Raw genomic sequence first — 16580 nt, 5'->3', positions numbered from 1 at the left:
CGCGCAGCAGTCCCGCGACGCTGAGGTGCTGGCGTGAGAACGGACCACTCATCAATACCTGCCTCGCAGCTTGAGAAGGTCGTGGCAGTATACTGATTCGGCTTCAAAAGTTTACGAAAGATTTTTTTCGGCTCAAAGCCAACTTATTGTTTCTAAAGCAGATATTTTTGCGGCGGGAATTGCTGCCGGGTAGGCATCCGGACGCCTTGCTCGGTCTTACCGATCCGCGTCGCAGCAGGTCAATGTAGCGCCCGGTCGCCTGGCCGCTGCTCCAGACGCTTGACCAGATAGTAACCCCCGATCAGCGTCGCGATCAGCGCGGCCAAGCCAACCATATACATCGCCGGATCGCCCTTACCCTCGAGGTCGAGGACCACCACCTTGCGCGCGAGCGCGGTGATCGCGATCAGCAGCATCATCTCGACATGAACGGATTTGTCGACCATGTACATGTAGATGCTGGCCATCAGCTCGACCGCGATCAGCACGATCAGGAACATCCCGAAGACCTCGAACAGCTCGTCGAGGCCGAGCAGAAAGCCATCAGCACTGATCAGGTCACGGTAGAGGAGAACGCAGAGCTCGATCAAGGCGATCAGTGCGACGATCGCGATCAATACCAAGAGCACGAAGGCCAAGCTGCGCTCGAAGTGATGGAACAGTGCATGCAGAAACGGATGTTTCGACTCCGGCTTCGACCATCCGAACGGGTCCAGGCCCGGCAGTTCGTTCCCCTCTGGCCGCTCGGCGCCCACTGGCGCCAGTGACCCACCATCCCCGGCCGGAACGATCCGCACGATCGCGCCGGCGCGCGCAAAGGCGGCGTGGAAGCGCGCGGCAAGGGCGCCATCGATGCCGCGTTTGACCGTGACCGGCGCACCGGTGAAGAGCTGATCGACAGCCCCCTCCGACAGTTTGAACAGCGTCTGCACCTGGGCTCGCGCACGCTGCAAATCGGCGTCCGGCATCAGTTCGCCGGAGAACTCGATATCGAACCGTTGATCGCTCATCGCTGATCGTCGCTGACGAGTGACTTGCTCAAGCATGGGGGCGCATGTGCGGGAACAAGAGGACGTCGCGGATCGACGAGGCGTCAGTAAAGAGCATCACGAGCCGGTCGATGCCGATACCCTCCCCGGCCGTAGGTGGCATCCCGTGCTCCAGCGCGCAGATATAGTCGGCGTCGAAGTGCATCGCCTCGAGATCGCCCGCCTCCTTCTCGGCAACCTGGCGTCGAAACCGCTCGGCCTGGTCCTCCGGATCATTGAGCTCGGAGAAACCGTTCGCGATCTCCCTGCCGCCGACGAAGAACTCGAAGCGATCGGTCACGAACGGGTCTTCATCGTTCTGGCGCGCAAGCGGCGAGACCTCGGTCGGATAGGCGGTGATGAAGGTCGGCTGCATGAGCCGACTCTCGACCGTCTTCTCGAAGATCTCGACCTGGATCTTACCCAGGCCGTAGCTGTCCTTGAGATGGATATCCAGGCGCTCGGCCACTGTACGCGCACGCTCGAGGTCGTCGAGATCGGCCGCGCTCAGCTCCGGATTGAAGTGCAGGATCGACTCACGCACCGTCATCCGCGCGAACGGCTGGCCGAGATCATAGTGCTCGCCTTGATACTGGAGCTGCGTCGAGCCGAGCACCCGCTCGGCGAGGTCTCGAATCAGTGCCTCGGTCAGGTCCATTAGGTCCTGATAGTCGGCGTAGGCCTGATAGAGCTCGAGCATCGTGAACTCGGGATTATGGCGCGTCGAGAGCCCCTCGTTGCGGAAGTTACGGTTGATCTCATAGACCCGCTCGAAGCCGCCGACGACCAGCCGCTTGAGATAGAGCTCTGGAGCGATCCGCAGGAAGAGCTGCATGTCGAGCGCGTTGTGGTGGGTCACGAACGGCCGCGCCACCGCGCCGCCCGGGATCGCCTGCATCATCGGCGTCTCGACCTCGAGAAAGGCGTGCTGGTTCAGGTAATCGCGGATGCCCTGCACCAGCTGCGTGCGAACCCTGAAGGTCTCGCGGCTGGCCTCGTTCATGATCAGATCGAGGTAGCGCTGACGATAGCGGCTCTCGGTGTCGGAGAGCCCATGCCATTTCTCAGGTAGCGGCCGCAGCGATTTGGTCAGCAACCGCAGCTGGTCGACCTTGATCGAGAGCTCGCCGGTCTTGGTGCGGAACAGCTGTCCGCTGACACCGACGATGTCGCCGAGGTCGAGCTCCTTCTTGAACCAGGCGTATTCGTCGGCACCGAGCTGATCGCGCTGCACGAACAACTGGATGCGCCCGCTCATGTCCTGCAGATGGGCGAAGCTCGCCTTGCCCATCACGCGCCGGCTCATCAGCCGGCCCGCGACCTTGGCGCGCACGTTGCGCGTCTCGAGCTCGGCGCCATCCATCTCGCCATAGTGGGCATGCAGCTCACCGGCAACGACGTTGCGACGGAAATCGTTTGGGAAGGCGACGCCCTGCTGGCGGATCTGGGCCAGCTTCTCACGCCGCTGCGCGATCAGCTTGTTCTCGTCCTGCTCCAAGTGCGCGGAGGGGTTGTTGGTGTCGTTCGGCTGCGTTTCGTTCATAGCTCGCGCTCAGAGACCGCTCTTGAGGCTGGCCTCGATGAATGGGTCCAGCGCGCCATCCAGCACGGCCTGGGTGTTGCCCGTCTCGACATGGGTACGCAGGTCCTTGATACGCGACTGATCGAGCACGTAGGACCGGATCTGGCTACCCCAGCCGATATCGGACTTGCTCTCCTCGAGCGCCTGTTGCTCGCTGCGGCGCTTCTGCATCTCCAGCTCGTAGAGCTTGGCCTTGAGCTGCTTCATCGCCTGATCCTTGTTGGCATGCTGGGAGCGACCGTTCTGGCACTGGGTCACGATATTGGTCGGCAGGTGCGTGATGCGCACGGCCGATTCGGTGCGGTTGACGTGCTGTCCGCCGGCGCCGGAAGCGCGATAGACATCGATGCGCAGGTCGGCCGGATTGATCTCGATCTCGAACGAGTCGTCGATCTCCGGTGACACGAAGACGGCCGCAAAGGACGTGTGGCGCCGGTTGCCGGAGTCGAACGGTGATTTGCGCACCAGCCGATGGACGCCGGTCTCGGTGCGCAGCCAGCCGAACGCATAATCCCCCTCAACCGCGACGGTCGCTGATTTGATCCCGGCGACGTCACCGGGCGATGCCTCGGTCAACTCGGCCTTGAAGCCGTGAGTCTCGGCCCAGCGCAGGTACATGCGCAGCAGCATCTCGGCCCAGTCCTGGGCCTCAGTCCCTCCGGAGCCGGCCTGGATATCGACGAACGCGTTGTTCGCGTCCATCTCGCCCGAGAACATGCGGCGAAATTCGAGCTCGCCGACCTGCTTCTCGTAGCCCTCCAGATCGGAGATGACCGCGCTGACGGTCTCGGCATCCTCCTCTTCGGCCGCCATCGCCAACAGGTCGTCAGCATCGCCGAGCCCTTCATCGAGCTCGCGCATGGTACTGACCACCGCCTCGAGCGAAGCGCGCTCGCGACCGAGCGCCTGCGCCCGTTCCGGGTCAGACCAGACCTCGGGCTGTTCGAGCTCGCGCAACACCTCGGTCAGCCGTTCCTGCTTCTCGGCATAGTCAAAGATACCCCCTAAGGAGCTCGACACGCCCCTTGAGATCGGCGATCTGATTTCGGACCGGGTTGATGTCCTCCATGTGGACCTCCGCTAACGATAAAACCATCAATGATAACGCAGCCAAACCGGCGCGGTAGCTCGATCCAACGCGCCCTATCGATCGACTATACTCGAGTCAGGCCCTTTCGACCGGAGGGAATCATTCCATCATGGCCCGCCTCCCCCGCTTTGCGCTTCCCGGCTATCCGCAGCACGTCATCCAACGCGGCAACAACCGACAACCGATCCTGCGTGACGAAGAGGACTATTGGGTGCTCTGGGGGCGATTGCGCGAGGCTGCGTCCAGGTTCCAGTGCGACATCCATGCCTATGTGCTGATGCCGAACCACTTCCACCTGCTACTGACCCCCTGGGTAGAAAACGGGATCGGCAAGCTGATGCAATACACGGGACGGTATTTCGTCCAGCACGTCAACGACCGTTACGCGCGCACCGGCACGCTATGGGAAGGACGCTACCGCGCAACCCTGCTCGACCCAGAGGCCTTCCTGCTCGCGGTCAGCCGCTACATCGAGACCAATGCAGTGCGCGCCGGACTGGTCGCATCCCCAGATGACTACGATTGGTCGAGCTATCCGGCCAACGCCCTCGGTGTCGACGACGAGCTGATCGCCCCTCACCCGCTCTACAACGCCTTAGGCAACAATGCCTTGGAGCGTCAAGACGCCTATCGCAAGACCTTCGATCAGCCCCCGGATACGGCCTTCCACGAGCAGCTCAGGGCCGCGACCAACAAGGCATGGGTGCTCGGCGACGAAGCCTTTTGCCGTGACATCGAAACCAGGCTCAACCGCCGGGCGCGCCCGCGGCCTCGTGGCGGTGACCGACGTTCCGAAGCCTACCGCCAGGGGCTTCGCGCGAACGATTACCCTTCTCAACCGGATCAGTCAGCAGCCAGCTCCTGAGAACGCTGCCTCAAACGAGACAACATCGCATTGTCCCAGTGGCTGTCCGGCCGACATACTGGGTCGTTCCGATACGACCGCAAGCCGATTGAGAATCCGTTATGTCGAAGATCCATGTTGCTCGTGCGCATCACCTCGGCCTCGACGCAGCACGCGCCGAAGTCGAGCGCATCGCCGCGCGCGTGCGCGACGAATACGGTGCCGAATACCAATGGGAAGGCGATGTCCTGCACTTCAAGCGCGCCGGCATCTCCGGTGCGATCGCGGTCGCTGACGATTCGATGGACCTCACGATCAGGCTCGGGCTGCTGCTGACCCCGATGAAGCCCCAGATCGAAGAACGCCTGACGCGAAAGATCGATGAGGCATTGGCGCGCTATCAGGCCCAGCACGACGACGGTGGGCAAGGCCACTGAGCCGCTGGACCCTCGACCGGCTGCCTTCGGAGCGAGCGTCTGCCGCGGCGCCCTCGTTCAGCGCGCATCCGACGATCGCGCCGATCCAGACCTCATCGCGCGCAGACCCCATCGCGCGCAGATCGCATCGCGCCCTGTATCGAATCAATCGCGGCCTTGAACAGACCCGTTGGCTGGTCCCGCCGTGCCCAGGCCAAGCACCACTTCAGCCGACTGTGTCTTGGGCAAGAACAGGCGCCTTCAACCATTAGACAGCGTCGAGGAAATCTTTGGATCACCCTGAGTATGCAGAAAATTTCTTTTCTTTTATTCTTGTCTTTTTCACTCGACCTGCCTAAGCTATCGAGGTGGGGGAAGCACTGGTGCGGGGGAACGGCGCCTGTATCGCAGGCGTCGGCACCAGCTGCCCGTCTTTGGGCGGCACGCTAGATCACGCGTTGGGGCAAAGTGATGAGCGCAACAGAGAGCGAAGCAAGCGCCCTGGACGATCACGCGGCCAACACCGTCGAATCGTCTAGCATCGACCGGCGCCAATTCATCGGGACCATCGCAGCAGCGACCGCAGCGCTGCTGCTCGGCGTGCCCATGTCGGATGCGGCGGCATCCAGTTCGGCGCTGCAGAGCCAATTGGTCAGACTGGTCAAACGCCAGCGCGCTCAGGGGATCATCCGACCGGACGAGCGGACCTCATGGTCCGTCTACGATTTCACTGGTCGCAAGAAGCTCGTCTCGATCAACGAAGACATCCCCCGGCAGGCCGCGAGCATGATCAAGCCCTTCGTGGCCCAGGCGTTCTTCTACACGATGCAAGAGCGCCGCGGGACCTTGCGCTACACCGGGAGTGTGCGCGAGACGATGGAGCGGATGATCTGCCACAGTAGCAACTCTGCAACAAACGAGATCATGGATCTGGTCAGCCGTTACAACGGAGGCAATGGCCCTCGAGATGTCGAGCGCGTGCTCAAGCGCCATGCCGGCGGTGTCTTCCAGCAGACCAGCATCGTCGAGCGCATCCCGGCGAGTGGCCGTACCTACCGCAACAAGGCATCAGCGCACGATTACAGCCGGTTCCTTTGGGCACTCTGGCACGATCGCATGCCGCATTGCGAGGAGGTCCGCGAGCTGATGTCGATCCCGAACCACGATCGCATCACACGGCGGGTGCGCGGGATGCCTGCAAACATCCGCGTCTATGATAAGACCGGCTCAACGGCAATGCTGTGCGGAAACATGGGGATCATCGAGTGCCAGGATCGGCGCGGACGGCCGCGACCTTACACCTTCATCGGGATCATCGAGAAGAGCCAACGCACCAATTACTACACGACCTGGATCACCAACCGCAGCAACGCCATGCGAGAGGTATCGGGTCTGGTCTATCACTATATGCGCGAGCAGCATCAACTCGTCTGACCAACCTCGACCACCTATACCAGCCCGTCAGGTCCAGCCCGTCAGGCGGCTCGGCTTGCCGAGGCAGTCTCAATGCCGTGATGGATGCAGCTAGCGCAGACCAAGCACGTCCTGCATATCGAACTGACCGCGGTCGCGCTCGGCGATCCAACGGGCCGCCCGGCAAGCACCGCGGGCGAAGGTCATCCGGTTCGTCGCCTTATGGGCGATCTCGACGCGCTCGCCGTCAGCCGCAAACCAGACACTGTGCTCGCCCACGGTATCGCCGGCGCGGACGGTCTCGAACCCAATCGTCTGGCGCTCACGCGGGCCGGTCTGACCTTGGCGCCCGTAGACCGCAACCTCTTCGAGATCGCGTCCGAGCGCGTCTGCCACGACCTCCCCCATCCGTAACGCCGTACCAGATGGCGCATCCACCTTGTGGCGGTGATGCGCCTCGATGATCTCGATATCGACCTCGTCGCCCATCACCCGGGCCGCGAGATCCAAGAGTTTAAAGCAGAGATTCACGCCCACGCTCATATTCGGCGCCAGCACCAGCGCCGTATCGATGGCCGCCTCGCTGACCTGCTCGAGTTGATCCGGCGTCAAACCGGTGGTTCCAATCACCATCCGACACCGCGCATCGCGGCAAAGCTCGAGGTGATGCATGGTCGCGCGCGGGGTCGTGAAATCGATCAGCACATCGAAGTCCGCCAGGACCTCATCCAGGTCAGGCCGGATCGCGGCACCAATCGGCCCGATGCCCGCCAGCTCGCCTGCATCGACGCCAACCAGCGTGCTGTCTGACTGCTCCGTCGCCGCGGTGACTTCAAGCCCCTCGGTTGCATGCGCAGCGGTGATCAGGGTTCGGCCCATCCGGCCGCCCGCGCCGGCGACAGCTATCCGAATCGCTTCCATTAGTCTTCTCCTGTGGGGTCAGAATCGATGGCCTTACGATAACCGAGCCGAACGCCGGCGAGAAGTCTCGACCGCTCGCCCCTCGTGACAGCGTCCGCCGCTCCCGGCGGAGCGCAAGATCGACCCGATCGATCTCACGAGGCCCAGATCGCCCACTGCACCCTTGCAAGGGAAGGGCACAAACCTCCGCTCTCACGCGCGGGGATCACCGTCGGACCGGAAAACGACCGATCGCGTCAGCTTCAGGGGCGGCGGATGGATGGCCGCAAGAGGGGCGCAAGCGGGGCGCAGCAGCCGAGCTAGAGCCCCATCTTCTCGAAGAAGCTTTTGACGCCGTCGAGCCAGCTGCTCGACTGCGGGCTATGGTGCTTGCCTCCAGCGCTCACACTGTCATCGAACTCGCGCAGCAGCTCCCTCTGCCGTTCGGTCAGGTTCACGGGCGTCTCGACGACGACGCGACAGAGCAGGTCGCCCACCGGACCGCCACGCACCGGCTTGACCCCCTTTCCGCGCATCCGGAACAGTTTGCCGGTCTGGGTACCAGCCGGCACCTTGAGCATCACCTTCCCATTGAGTGTCGGGACCTCCATCTCGCCGCCGAGCGCCGCGGTGACGAAGCTGATCGGGACCTCGCAGAAGAGGTGGTTATCCTCGCGCTTGAAGATCGGGTGATCCTCGACGACGACCTGCACATAGAGGTCGCCGGGCATCCCGCCGCGCTCGCTTGGCTCGCCCTCGCCGGCCAAGCGGATACGATCACCGGTATCGACCCCGGCAGGGACCTTGACCGAGAGCGTCTTCTCCTCCTTTAGACGCCCAGCACCGCGGCAATGCCGACAGGCCTCCTCGACCACCTTGCCGGAGCCCCGGCACTCGGGGCAGGTCTGTTGGATCGAGAAGAACCCCTGCTGCATCCGCACCTGACCGACGCCGTGGCAGGTCGGGCATTCCTTGGGACGGGTACCGGGCTTGGCGCCGGTGCCGCCGCAGTGATGGCACTCCACCGTGGTCGGAATCCGGATCTTGACGTCCTTCCCGGTCACGGCCTCTTCGAGGGTCAGCGAGAGGTCATAGCGCAGATCGGCCCCACGCGCACCGCGGCGTCCGCCGCCGCGGCTGCCAAAGATGTCGCCGAAGACATCACCAAAGATGTCGGAGAAGCCGCCAGCACCAAAGTCGCCCGGCCCACCGCCGAAGCCGCCCTGACCGCTGACCCCGGCATGGCCGAACTGGTCGTAGGCACTGCGCTTACGCGCATCGGTCAGCACATCATGGGCCTCCTTGGCTTCCTTGAACTTGGCTAGCGATTCGGCATCATCCGGATTGCGGTCCGGGTGATACTTCATCGCAAGGCGGCGAAACGCCTTCTTGATGTCCTGCTCGCTGGCGTTCCGGCTCACGCCGAGGACTTCGTAGTAGTCGCGTTGAGACATTCGCGTGGTCGGTCAGTCGGTTGATAAGGGAGGTCGAGGATGAGGATACCTGGCCGCATCACTCCCGCAGCAGTCGGCACGAGCCAGTCCAAAACGAAACGGCGCGCGAGCCGAGCTCGCGCGCCGCGGCCTGGCCGGGAGCTCAGGCCCTAACGTCGCGCCGGCCCTCAGCGCTTGTCGTCTTTGACCTCTTCGAACTCGGCATCGACGACATCGTCGGCACCGGCGTTGGCACTGCCCTGGCTGGAGGAATCGCTGCTGGCGCCGCCATCCGCAGCACCGCCGCCCTGATCCTGCGCATAGAGCCGCTCGGCCATCTTACCGGAGGCCTCGCCGAGGGCCGTCGTCAGCGACTCGATCTTGTCCTTGTCCTCGCCCTTCATCGCCTCCTCGAGCTCCTTGATGGTGCTCTCGATCCGGTCCTTCTCGCCGGCCTCAAGCTTGTCGTCGCCGAGCTGCTCCATCGACTTGCGCGTCGCATGGATCATCGAATCAGCCTGATTGCGGGCGCCGACCAGCTCGTGGAACTTCCGGTCCTCATCGGCATGGGCCTCAGCATCCTTGACCATCCGATCGATCTCGTCGTCGGAGAGGCCGGAGCTGGCCTTGATCACGATCGACTGCTCCTTGCCGGTCGCCTTGTCCTTCGCATGGACGTTGAGGATGCCGTTGGCGTCGATGTCGAACTTGACCTCGATCTGCGGCACACCACGCGGCGCCGGCGGGATATCCGAGAGATCGAAGCGCCCGAGCGACTTGTTGTCGGCGGCGCGCTCGCGCTCGCCCTGGAGGACGTGCACCGTGACCGCAGTCTGGTTGTCATCCGCGGTCGAGAACACCTGATTGGCCGAGGTCGGGATCGTGGTGTTCTTCTCGATCAACTTGGTCATCACGCCGCCGAGGGTCTCGATGCCGAGCGACAGCGGGGTGACGTCGAGCAGCAGCACGTCCTTGACGCCGCCGCCGAGCACGCCGCCCTGGATCGCGGCGCCGACTGCGACCGCTTCGTCCGGGTTGACGTCCTTACGCGGCGCCTTGCCAAAGAACTCCTCGACCTTCTCCTGCACCTTCGGCATCCGCGTCTGGCCGCCGACCAGGATCACCTCGCTGATATCGCCGGCACCGACACCGGCGTCCTTCAGCGCGGTGCGGCAGGGGCCGATGGTGCGCTCGACCAGGTCCTCGACCAACGACTCGAGCTTGGAGCGCGTCAGCTTGACGTTCAGGTGCTTCGGACCGGTCTGATCGGCCGTGATGTAGGGCAGATTGATGTCGGTCTGCTGGCTCGAGGAGAGCTCGATCTTGGCCTTCTCGGCGGCCTCCTTCAGGCGCTGCAGCGCGAGCGGATCGTTGTGCAGATCGACGCCCTGCTCCTTCTTGAAGGTGTCGGCGAGGTGATCGATGATCCGCAGGTCGAAGTCCTCGCCGCCGAGGAAGGTATCGCCGTTGGTCGAGAGCACCTCGAACTGATGCTCGCCCTCGATCTCGGCGATCTCGATGATCGAGATATCGAAGGTGCCGCCGCCGAGGTCATAGACCGCCAGCTTCTGGTCGCCGCGCTTCTTGTCCATACCATAGGCGAGCGAGGCCGCGGTCGGCTCGTTGATGATGCGCTTGACGTCGAGCCCGGCGATGCGGCCGGCGTCCTTGGTCGCCTGGCGCTGCGAGTCGTTGAAGTAGGCCGGCACCGTGATGACGGCCTCGGTGACCTTCTCGCCGAGGTAGTCCTCGGCGGTCTTCTTCATCTTCTGCAGCACCTTGGCCGAGATCTCGGGCGGGGCCATCTTCTTGCCGTTGGCCTCGACCCAGGCGTCGCCATTGTCGGCCTTGACGATCTTGTACGGGACCATGTCCTTGTCCTTGCTGACGATATGGTCCTCGTAGCGGCGTCCGATCAGGCGTTTGATCGCGAACAGGGTATTGGCCGGATTGGTCACGGCCTGGCGCTTCGCCGACTGGCCGACGAGCACCTCACCATCGCTGTTGAACGCGACGATACTCGGCGTGGTCCGATCGCCCTCGGCGTTCTCGATCACCTTCGCCTTGTCGCCTTCCATTACCGCGACGCAGGAGTTCGTGGTACCAAGATCGATGCCAATGATCTTTCCCATGGTCTTTCTCCTCTCTCTAAACTGGTTACAAGGTTGTGTTCGGTCGGGTCGTCCCGTGCCCGCTCATTGCTGGAGCAGTTGGGGTAAAACCCTGTGATTCTCAAGCATTCTCAATGCCGCCACGCTAGCGCTGCGGCCGCCATTCGGTGCTCAGACTGATCTGCAGCAATCAAGCCGCCTGCGACACCATCACCAAGGCGGGGCGCACCAATCGTCCGTTCAGCGTGTAGCCACTCTGCACGACATTCACGACGGTATTGGGCGGCACATCCGAACGCGGCTGCATCGACATCGCCTGGTGATAGTCTGGATTGAACGGTTCGCCCTCAGGCTCGATCCGCTCGACGCCGAACTTCGTCATCACATCGCTGAGCAGCTTGAGCGTGAGCTCGGTCCCTTCGCGCAGCTTGCCGACATCGGCGTCCGGCGATTCTGCGGCAGCCTTACCGAGCTCGAGGCTATCGCGCACCTGTAGAAGCTCCTTGATGAAGCCCTCGAGTGCGAACTTGTGGGCGTTCTCCAGCTCCTTTGCCTGCCTGCGCCCCATGTTTTCCATCTCGGCGCGCATGCGCAGGACCTGGTTGTGCGCATCGTCCGCCTTGGCGCGCGCATCTTCGAGCAGCATCGTCAGCGCAGCCGGATCGGGCTCCGCCGCCTCGCTGTCAGAGGTGCTGTCGGACGCGGCATCGGCGCTGCTCGCCTCGGCCGGCGCCCCCTCTCCCGAGTCAACCGGATCGGCGCTCGCCTCGAGCGAGGGATCGGCCGCCCCCGCTTCACCGGGAGGCCGGCCCTCGGCCGCGCCGAGTTCCTCGCCGAGCGGCGTCTCTGCGGATTGCTGGTCGTGTTGCTCCTTGGTCATGGTCAAACTCTCCCGGGGCCAATCAGCGGGTGATCGGCGGCCTCAGGGTCGCCGGCCCGGTGGCCTCTGCCTGTGATTGATTTATTGCGAACCGTTTCCGTGACGCCACCGCAGAAGCGGCGCTGCGTCGCGGTTGATCAGGACTGCCCGAGTTGTCAGCGCTCGCTCAGCGCGGCGGCGAGCAGCTTTGCTGTCACGTCGACCACCGGGATCACCTGCTGATAGTTCATCCGTGTCGGGCCGATGACACCAAGCACGCCGAGGACCTGGTCCTCGACCCGGTAGGTCGCAGTGACCACGCTGCAGTCATCGAGCAGCTCGTAACCTGATTCTTCACCGATGAAGATCTGTACTCCTTCGGCCTCGATACAACGGTCGAGCAGGTCCAGGATCTGACGCTTCTCGGTAAAGGCGTCGAACAGCGCCTTCAGGCGCTCCATGCTCGACAGCTCGGAGAACTCCATCAGATTGGTCTGGCCGGCGATCATCACGTCATCCTTGTGCTCGGCCGCCTCGACGACGCGCTGCGCCATCATCACCGCGCGCATCATCAGCTCGTCCATGTGCGCATGTGTTCGTTTGAGGTCCGCCATCAGTTGCCGGCGCACCTCGTGCATCTCCCGGCCATTGAACAGCTGCGTCAGATAATTGGACGCCTGCTCGAGCTGCGCCGCCGGCAGCGGCTGCTCGGTCTCGAGGATGCGATTGTGCACCTCACCATCGCCGGTCACCAGAATCGCCAACACCCGACGACCGGACAGACCGACGAACTCGATCTGCCGGAACACCTCGCGCTCATGGCGCGGTACCATCACCAAGCCGGCCAAGTGGGTCACACCAGACAGGGCCCGCGAGGCGGTCTGAATCAGATTGACCGTATCAGTGGTTCGATCGAATTGTGATCTCAAGGTCTCGACATCCGCCTCAGTCAGCGGAGACACCTTGAGAAGGCTGTCGATGAACAGACGATAACCCGACGCGGTCGGGACCCTTCCCGCGGAGGTATGCGGCGATGAGACGAGCCCCAGGTCCTCGAGATCGGACATCACGTTGCGGACGGTCGCCGGGCTCAGATCCAGCCCGGTATCACGTGCTAGGGTCCGTGATCCTACCGGCTGACCATCGCGGATGTGACGCTCGACCAAGACCTTCAGGAAATGGAGTGCGCGCTCGCTGATCTGTCCTTCAGCGAAGCGGACACTGGCTCGGGAGTCACTTGACACGCGATTGTCGCTCACTGTCACTCACTGGCGGATGATAACCGGCGATTGAAAACAGGTTCGCTCGATCTCGAAAAACTCGGCTTCAGGGCTCGTCGCGAGACGGCGCCGAACAGAACCTCCGGGCGCTAATACAGCCTACAACCAGCGCGATCGCAACCGGTCGAATCTTGTTAGCACTCTCACCTGTCGAGTGCTAATGCATTGCAATCTAAGGGGCGCGACCCCGGATGTCAAGCGATGCGCTCACTCGTGCTGTTGGCGTAGCCCATGGCCCGTGCTAACGTTGCCGGCGGCGCGCATCGGCGCACGACCGCAGTCGCTGCCTACTGCACGCCGCTCAAGCCCTCGCCCCTGATCACGACGCAGTCCTACTCCCTCCGCCCTGGGTTCCCGCGCCATCAATGGCCTGGTTTCAGAACATCGGCATCATTGCCAAGCAACATCAGGACCCCCGTGTTGCCGCCACCGTCGAGCGCGCTGCCGGTAAGCTGCAGGCGCTGGGGGTGCGCACGCGCTTCGAGCAGGCGACGGCGCGGTTGCTCGGGCGCACGGATGGGATCGAGATCGAAGCGCTCGGCGCGCACTGCGATCTCGTTCTGGTGGTCGGCGGTGACGGGACCTTTCTCCATGCGGCGCGCGAGCTGGCTGATTTCGACCTGGCATTGGTGGGTATCAACCTCGGCCGCCTCGGCTTCCTGGTCGATATCCTGCCCGACGAGATCGAGGACCGGCTCGAGCAGATCCTGAGCGGCGCCTATGACGCCGACTCGCGGATTCTGCTGGATGCCAGGATGGGCGAACAATCCAAGCCCGAGCGCGCGCTCAACGACGTCGTCATCCATAAATGGAACTCGGTGCGGATGATCGAGTTCGAGACCTATATCGATGGCCGCTTCGTCAACGCCCAGCGCTCCGACGGGCTGATCGTTGCCACACCGACAGGCTCGACCGCCTACGCCCTTTCCGGCGGTGGACCGCTGATCCATCCGCGCCTCGACGCCCTGCTGCTGGTCCCGATCTGCCCGCATACCCTGAGCAACCGGCCGCTGGTGATACCGGGCAGCAGCCGCATCGAGATCCGGCTCTGCAGCCCTGATCCGGAGCAGGTCCGTTTGACCTGTGATGGCCAGATCGCGCTGCCCCTGCGGACCGGCGCATCGATCCGAATCGAGCGCAGCCCGCGCCGAATCCGACTGCTGCACCCGCGTGACCATGATCACTATCGCATCCTGCGTGCGAAGCTCGGTTGGGGCGGCCATACCCAGGCCGATACGCCGTGCTGACCCAGATCGCGGTCGAGAACCTGGTCATCGTCAGCCGGCTCGAACTCGAGCTCGCCACTGGGATGACCGCGCTGACTGGCGAGACCGGCGCCGGCAAGTCGATCCTGATCGACGCGCTCGGGCTAACGCTGGGCGACAAGGCCGATGCGGCCATGATCCGCCGCGGCTGCGAGCGCGCCGAGGTCAGCGCGACATTCGATGTCGAGGAGAACCCCGCTGCCCAAGCATGGCTGACCGACCAATCACTTGAAGACGGCCACGACTGCGTCATCCGCCGCGTGCTGGTGCGTGGCGGGCGTGCTCGCGCCTTTATCAACGGCCGTTCGGCAAGCAGCGGCCAATTACGCGCGCTCGGCGAGCTCCTCGTCGATATCCATGGTCAGCATGCGCACCAGTCTTTGCTGCGTCCCGCGGCACAGCGTGCGCTGCTCGACGGCTATGCGGATCACCAGCCGCTCGTCGCCGAGATGGCCGCTCGCTACCGCGCCTATCGCGATATCGACGCCCGCTGGTCCGAGCTGACCTCCGCTCGCAGCGAGCGCGACGAGCGCTTGGAGCTGCTGCGTTTCCAGATCGACGAGCTGACCGAGCTGGCGCTCGGCGAGCATGAGCTCGAGGCCCTGGATGCCGAGCAGCGCCGGCTCGCGAACCAGGGGCAGCTGCAGGCAACAACCGCCACCCTGGTCGAGCTGCTCTACGAAGGGGAGCAATCCCTGCGCGACGGGCTCGGCCGCGCCGCATCGGAGTTGGGATCGCTGACCAGCATCGATCCGTCGCTGCGTGAAACGGCCGAGCTGATCGATGGCGCCACGGTCCAGCTCGAGGAGGCCGCGGCCAGCCTGCGCCACTATCTGGACGCGCTCGAGCTAGACCCAACGCGGTTGCAGACGGTCGAGGAGCGCATCGGCCGCATCCACGAGCTGGCACGAAAGTACCGGGTGCAGCCCGAGGCGCTGAACACCTTCTTTGCCGAGCGTCAGCAGGAGCTTGCAACCCTGGAGCAGACCGACCAATCGCTCGACGCCCTCGCGCGCGAGCGCGAGCAGCTCCATGCCGACCTCCTCGCGCACGGCGAGCGGTTGAGCGCCTCGCGCGCTCAGGCTGCCCAGCGCCTAAGCGCGACAGTGACCGCCGCGATGCAGGAACTCGGCATGGCCGGCGGCCAATTTCAGGTGGCGGTCGAGGCCGGTGGTGCCGAGGCCCTGAGCGGTCAGGGTCTCGACCGGGTCGGCTTCCTGGTCAGCGCGAATCCGGGTCAGCCGTTGCAGCCGCTGGCCAAGGTCGCCTCCGGCGGTGAGCTCTCGCGCATCAGCCTGGCGATCCAGGTTGCGACCGCTCAGGTCGGCGGCATCCCGACGCTGGTGTTCGATGAGGTCGATGTCGGCATCGGCGGCGGCGTCGCTGAGATCGTCGGGCGCCTGTTGAACCGGCTGGGCAGCAGTCGCCAGGTGCTCTGCGTCACCCATCTGCCCCAGGTCGCGGCGCAGGCGCATCAGCATCTCGAGGTCCGGAAGTCTGCCGCCGATGGCCAAACGCTGACGGAGATCACACCCCTGACCTCAGAGCAGCGGATCGAGGAGATCGCGCGCATGCTCGGCGGCACCGAGATCACCGCGACGACGCGCGCGCATGCGGCCGAGATGCTATGCAAGTCGCGCGATGCTGAGATGGCTGGCGACTCGCGCTGACGTGGGTCTCTCCAGCCATGGGACCGCGCCGAGGCATGGCGCGGGCAGGCGCTCGCGCAAGGTTGAGAGGTTCGCTTCCGCTGCGGCCATCCCTGGATCGACTTGGCTCGCGACCCAGCCCGCAAGCGTGAGACCGGACCCGATGATCGATTCGGCGCTGAGCAGGGCGTGGTTCAGGCAGCCAAGCCGCAGCCCAACGACCAGCACGACCGGCAGGTCCAAGGCCTTCGGCAGGTCCGCCAGGGTCAGGCTCGGACCGAGCGGGACCCGCCAGCCGCCCGCCCCTTCGACGAGCACCCAGTCGGCCTCGGCGGTCATGACCCGATAGGCTTCGTGGATCGGCTCGAGCGCGATGCGCACCCCGGCGCGCTCGGCGGCGATATGCGGGGCGATCGGTTCGGCGAAGGCGTACGGATTGACGGTCGCATAGGCGAGCGAGCGCGAGGCCTGGGCCCGGATGCGCTCGGCATCGGCATTGCGCAGGCCCTGCGCCGTCGCCTCGCAGCCGGCGGCAACCGGCTTCATCCCGAGCACCGACTGACCAGCGGACTGCAAGGCCGCCATCAGGCCGAGCGTGATCTCGGTCTTGCCGACCTCGGTATCGGTTCCGGTGAGGAAGAGACCGTTGGCGGATCGCATGTGAGCCAGCCCTTTGGTTTGGGGTGCACTGCCCGAACTTCGGCAGCGAC

General features: G+C 64.1%; 14 protein-coding genes. 5 read left to right on the top strand and 9 right to left on the bottom strand.

The genetic code is table 11. The features are described from left to right. Window positions 1–239: 239 nt before the first annotated feature. From CKO40_RS20445 to prfB, 3 genes are all read right to left on the bottom strand, one after another. A complete protein-coding gene (locus tag CKO40_RS20445) occupies window positions 240–1010 on the bottom strand; it encodes a phosphate-starvation-inducible PsiE family protein (RefSeq protein ID WP_200348304.1) in 771 nt (256 codons plus the stop codon). 28 nt (window positions 1011–1038) lie between these two features. Next, entirely contained in the window at window positions 1039–2571 is a 1533-nt protein-coding gene (gene lysS, locus CKO40_RS20440) for a lysine--tRNA ligase (RefSeq protein ID WP_200348303.1), read from the bottom strand. A gap of 9 nt (window positions 2572–2580) precedes the next feature. Then, window positions 2581–3679, bottom strand: a protein-coding gene (gene prfB / locus CKO40_RS20435; RefSeq protein ID WP_200348302.1) for a peptide chain release factor 2 whose coding sequence is annotated in 2 segments (ribosomal slippage) — window positions 2581–3603 and window positions 3605–3679 — 1098 coding nt in all. Because the reading frame shifts where the segments join, the coding sequence is not laid out codon by codon here. A 130-nt stretch (window positions 3680–3809) separates the two neighbouring features. Here prfB and CKO40_RS20430 point away from each other — a divergent pair. From CKO40_RS20430 to CKO40_RS20420, 3 genes are all read left to right on the top strand, one after another. Beyond that, entirely contained in the window at window positions 3810–4565 is a 756-nt protein-coding gene (locus CKO40_RS20430) for a transposase (protein ID WP_200348301.1), read from the top strand. 101 nt (window positions 4566–4666) lie between these two features. Next, a complete protein-coding gene (locus CKO40_RS20425) occupies window positions 4667–4981 on the top strand; it encodes a polyhydroxyalkanoic acid system family protein (RefSeq protein ID WP_200348300.1) in 315 nt (104 codons plus the stop codon). Between the two features lie 450 nt (window positions 4982–5431). Continuing rightward, complete coding sequence (locus CKO40_RS20420) at window positions 5432–6394, top strand: serine hydrolase (protein WP_200348299.1); 963 nt, start codon at window positions 5432–5434, stop codon at window positions 6392–6394. Window positions 6395–6484: 90 nt separating this feature from the next. Here the strand turns inward: CKO40_RS20420 and dapB are convergent, their stop codons facing one another. The 5 genes from dapB to hrcA all read right to left on the bottom strand — a co-directional run bounded on the left by dapB (window position 6485) and on the right by hrcA (window position 12920). Further along, on the bottom strand, window positions 6485–7294 hold the full coding sequence (dapB, locus tag CKO40_RS20415) for a 4-hydroxy-tetrahydrodipicolinate reductase (RefSeq protein ID WP_200348298.1): 810 nt from the start codon (window positions 7292–7294) through the stop codon (window positions 6485–6487). A 299-nt stretch (window positions 7295–7593) separates the two neighbouring features. Continuing rightward, window positions 7594–8727 (bottom strand): molecular chaperone DnaJ, encoded by a 1134-nt coding sequence (gene dnaJ / locus CKO40_RS20410; RefSeq protein WP_200348297.1) that lies wholly within the window; start codon window positions 8725–8727, stop codon window positions 7594–7596. Window positions 8728–8894: 167 nt separating this feature from the next. Beyond that, entirely contained in the window at window positions 8895–10838 is a 1944-nt protein-coding gene (gene dnaK / locus CKO40_RS20405) for a molecular chaperone DnaK (protein ID WP_200348296.1), read from the bottom strand. A gap of 169 nt (window positions 10839–11007) precedes the next feature. Further along, window positions 11008–11697, bottom strand: coding sequence for a nucleotide exchange factor GrpE (gene grpE, locus CKO40_RS20400; RefSeq protein ID WP_200348295.1), 690 nt, complete (start codon window positions 11695–11697; stop codon window positions 11008–11010). A 155-nt stretch (window positions 11698–11852) separates the two neighbouring features. Then, entirely contained in the window at window positions 11853–12920 is a 1068-nt protein-coding gene (gene hrcA / locus CKO40_RS20395) for a heat-inducible transcriptional repressor HrcA (protein ID WP_338074234.1), read from the bottom strand. Window positions 12921–13321: 401 nt separating this feature from the next. On the opposite strand from hrcA, the gene CKO40_RS20390 reads away from it, so the two are divergent. Both CKO40_RS20390 and recN read left to right on the top strand, forming a co-directional pair. Continuing rightward, window positions 13322–14203 carry an NAD(+) kinase gene (locus tag CKO40_RS20390; protein WP_200348293.1) on the top strand — a complete coding sequence of 294 codons (882 nt, stop codon included), beginning with the start codon at window positions 13322–13324 and terminating at the stop codon, window positions 14201–14203. Beyond that, window positions 14197–15891, top strand: coding sequence for a DNA repair protein RecN (recN, locus tag CKO40_RS20385; protein WP_200348292.1), 1695 nt, complete (start codon window positions 14197–14199; stop codon window positions 15889–15891). Before CKO40_RS20390 ends, recN begins: the two co-directional genes overlap by 7 nt. Here the strand turns inward: recN and bioD are convergent. Continuing rightward, complete coding sequence (gene bioD, locus CKO40_RS20380) at window positions 15847–16530, bottom strand: dethiobiotin synthase (RefSeq protein WP_200348291.1); 684 nt, start codon at window positions 16528–16530, stop codon at window positions 15847–15849. The two genes, recN and bioD, sit on opposite strands and share 45 nt — an antisense overlap. Between the last annotated feature and the right edge of the window lie 50 nt (window positions 16531–16580).

The organism is Halochromatium glycolicum, from assembly GCF_016584085.1.
GTDB classification, from domain to species: domain Bacteria; phylum Pseudomonadota; class Gammaproteobacteria; order Chromatiales; family Chromatiaceae; genus Lamprobacter; species Lamprobacter glycolicus.
Note: the sequence above shows the minus strand (reverse complement) of the source record. Positions and strands in the feature narration are given on the sequence as shown.

Bases quoted from the DNA above. Each gene is read 5' to 3' on its own strand.
- CKO40_RS20420 (WP_200348299.1), top strand. From the start codon at position 5,432: ATGAGCGCAACAGAGAGCGAAGCAAGCGCCCTGGACGATCACGCGGCC.
- CKO40_RS20425 (WP_200348300.1), top strand. From the start codon at position 4,667: ATGTCGAAGATCCATGTTGCTCGTGCGCATCACCTCGGCCTCGACGCA.
- lysS (WP_200348303.1), bottom strand. From the start codon at position 2,571: ATGAACGAAACGCAGCCGAACGACACCAACAACCCCTCCGCGCACTTG.
- CKO40_RS20390 (WP_200348293.1), top strand. From the start codon at position 13,322: ATGGCCTGGTTTCAGAACATCGGCATCATTGCCAAGCAACATCAGGAC.
- CKO40_RS20430 (WP_200348301.1), top strand. From the start codon at position 3,810: ATGGCCCGCCTCCCCCGCTTTGCGCTTCCCGGCTATCCGCAGCACGTC.
- dnaK (WP_200348296.1), bottom strand. From the start codon at position 10,838: ATGGGAAAGATCATTGGCATCGATCTTGGTACCACGAACTCCTGCGTC.
- dnaJ (WP_200348297.1), bottom strand. From the start codon at position 8,727: ATGTCTCAACGCGACTACTACGAAGTCCTCGGCGTGAGCCGGAACGCC.
- grpE (WP_200348295.1), bottom strand. From the start codon at position 11,697: ATGACCAAGGAGCAACACGACCAGCAATCCGCAGAGACGCCGCTCGGC.
- dapB (WP_200348298.1), bottom strand. From the start codon at position 7,294: ATGGAAGCGATTCGGATAGCTGTCGCCGGCGCGGGCGGCCGGATGGGC.
- bioD (WP_200348291.1), bottom strand. From the start codon at position 16,530: ATGCGATCCGCCAACGGTCTCTTCCTCACCGGAACCGATACCGAGGTC.
- CKO40_RS20445 (WP_200348304.1), bottom strand. From the start codon at position 1,010: ATGAGCGATCAACGGTTCGATATCGAGTTCTCCGGCGAACTGATGCCG.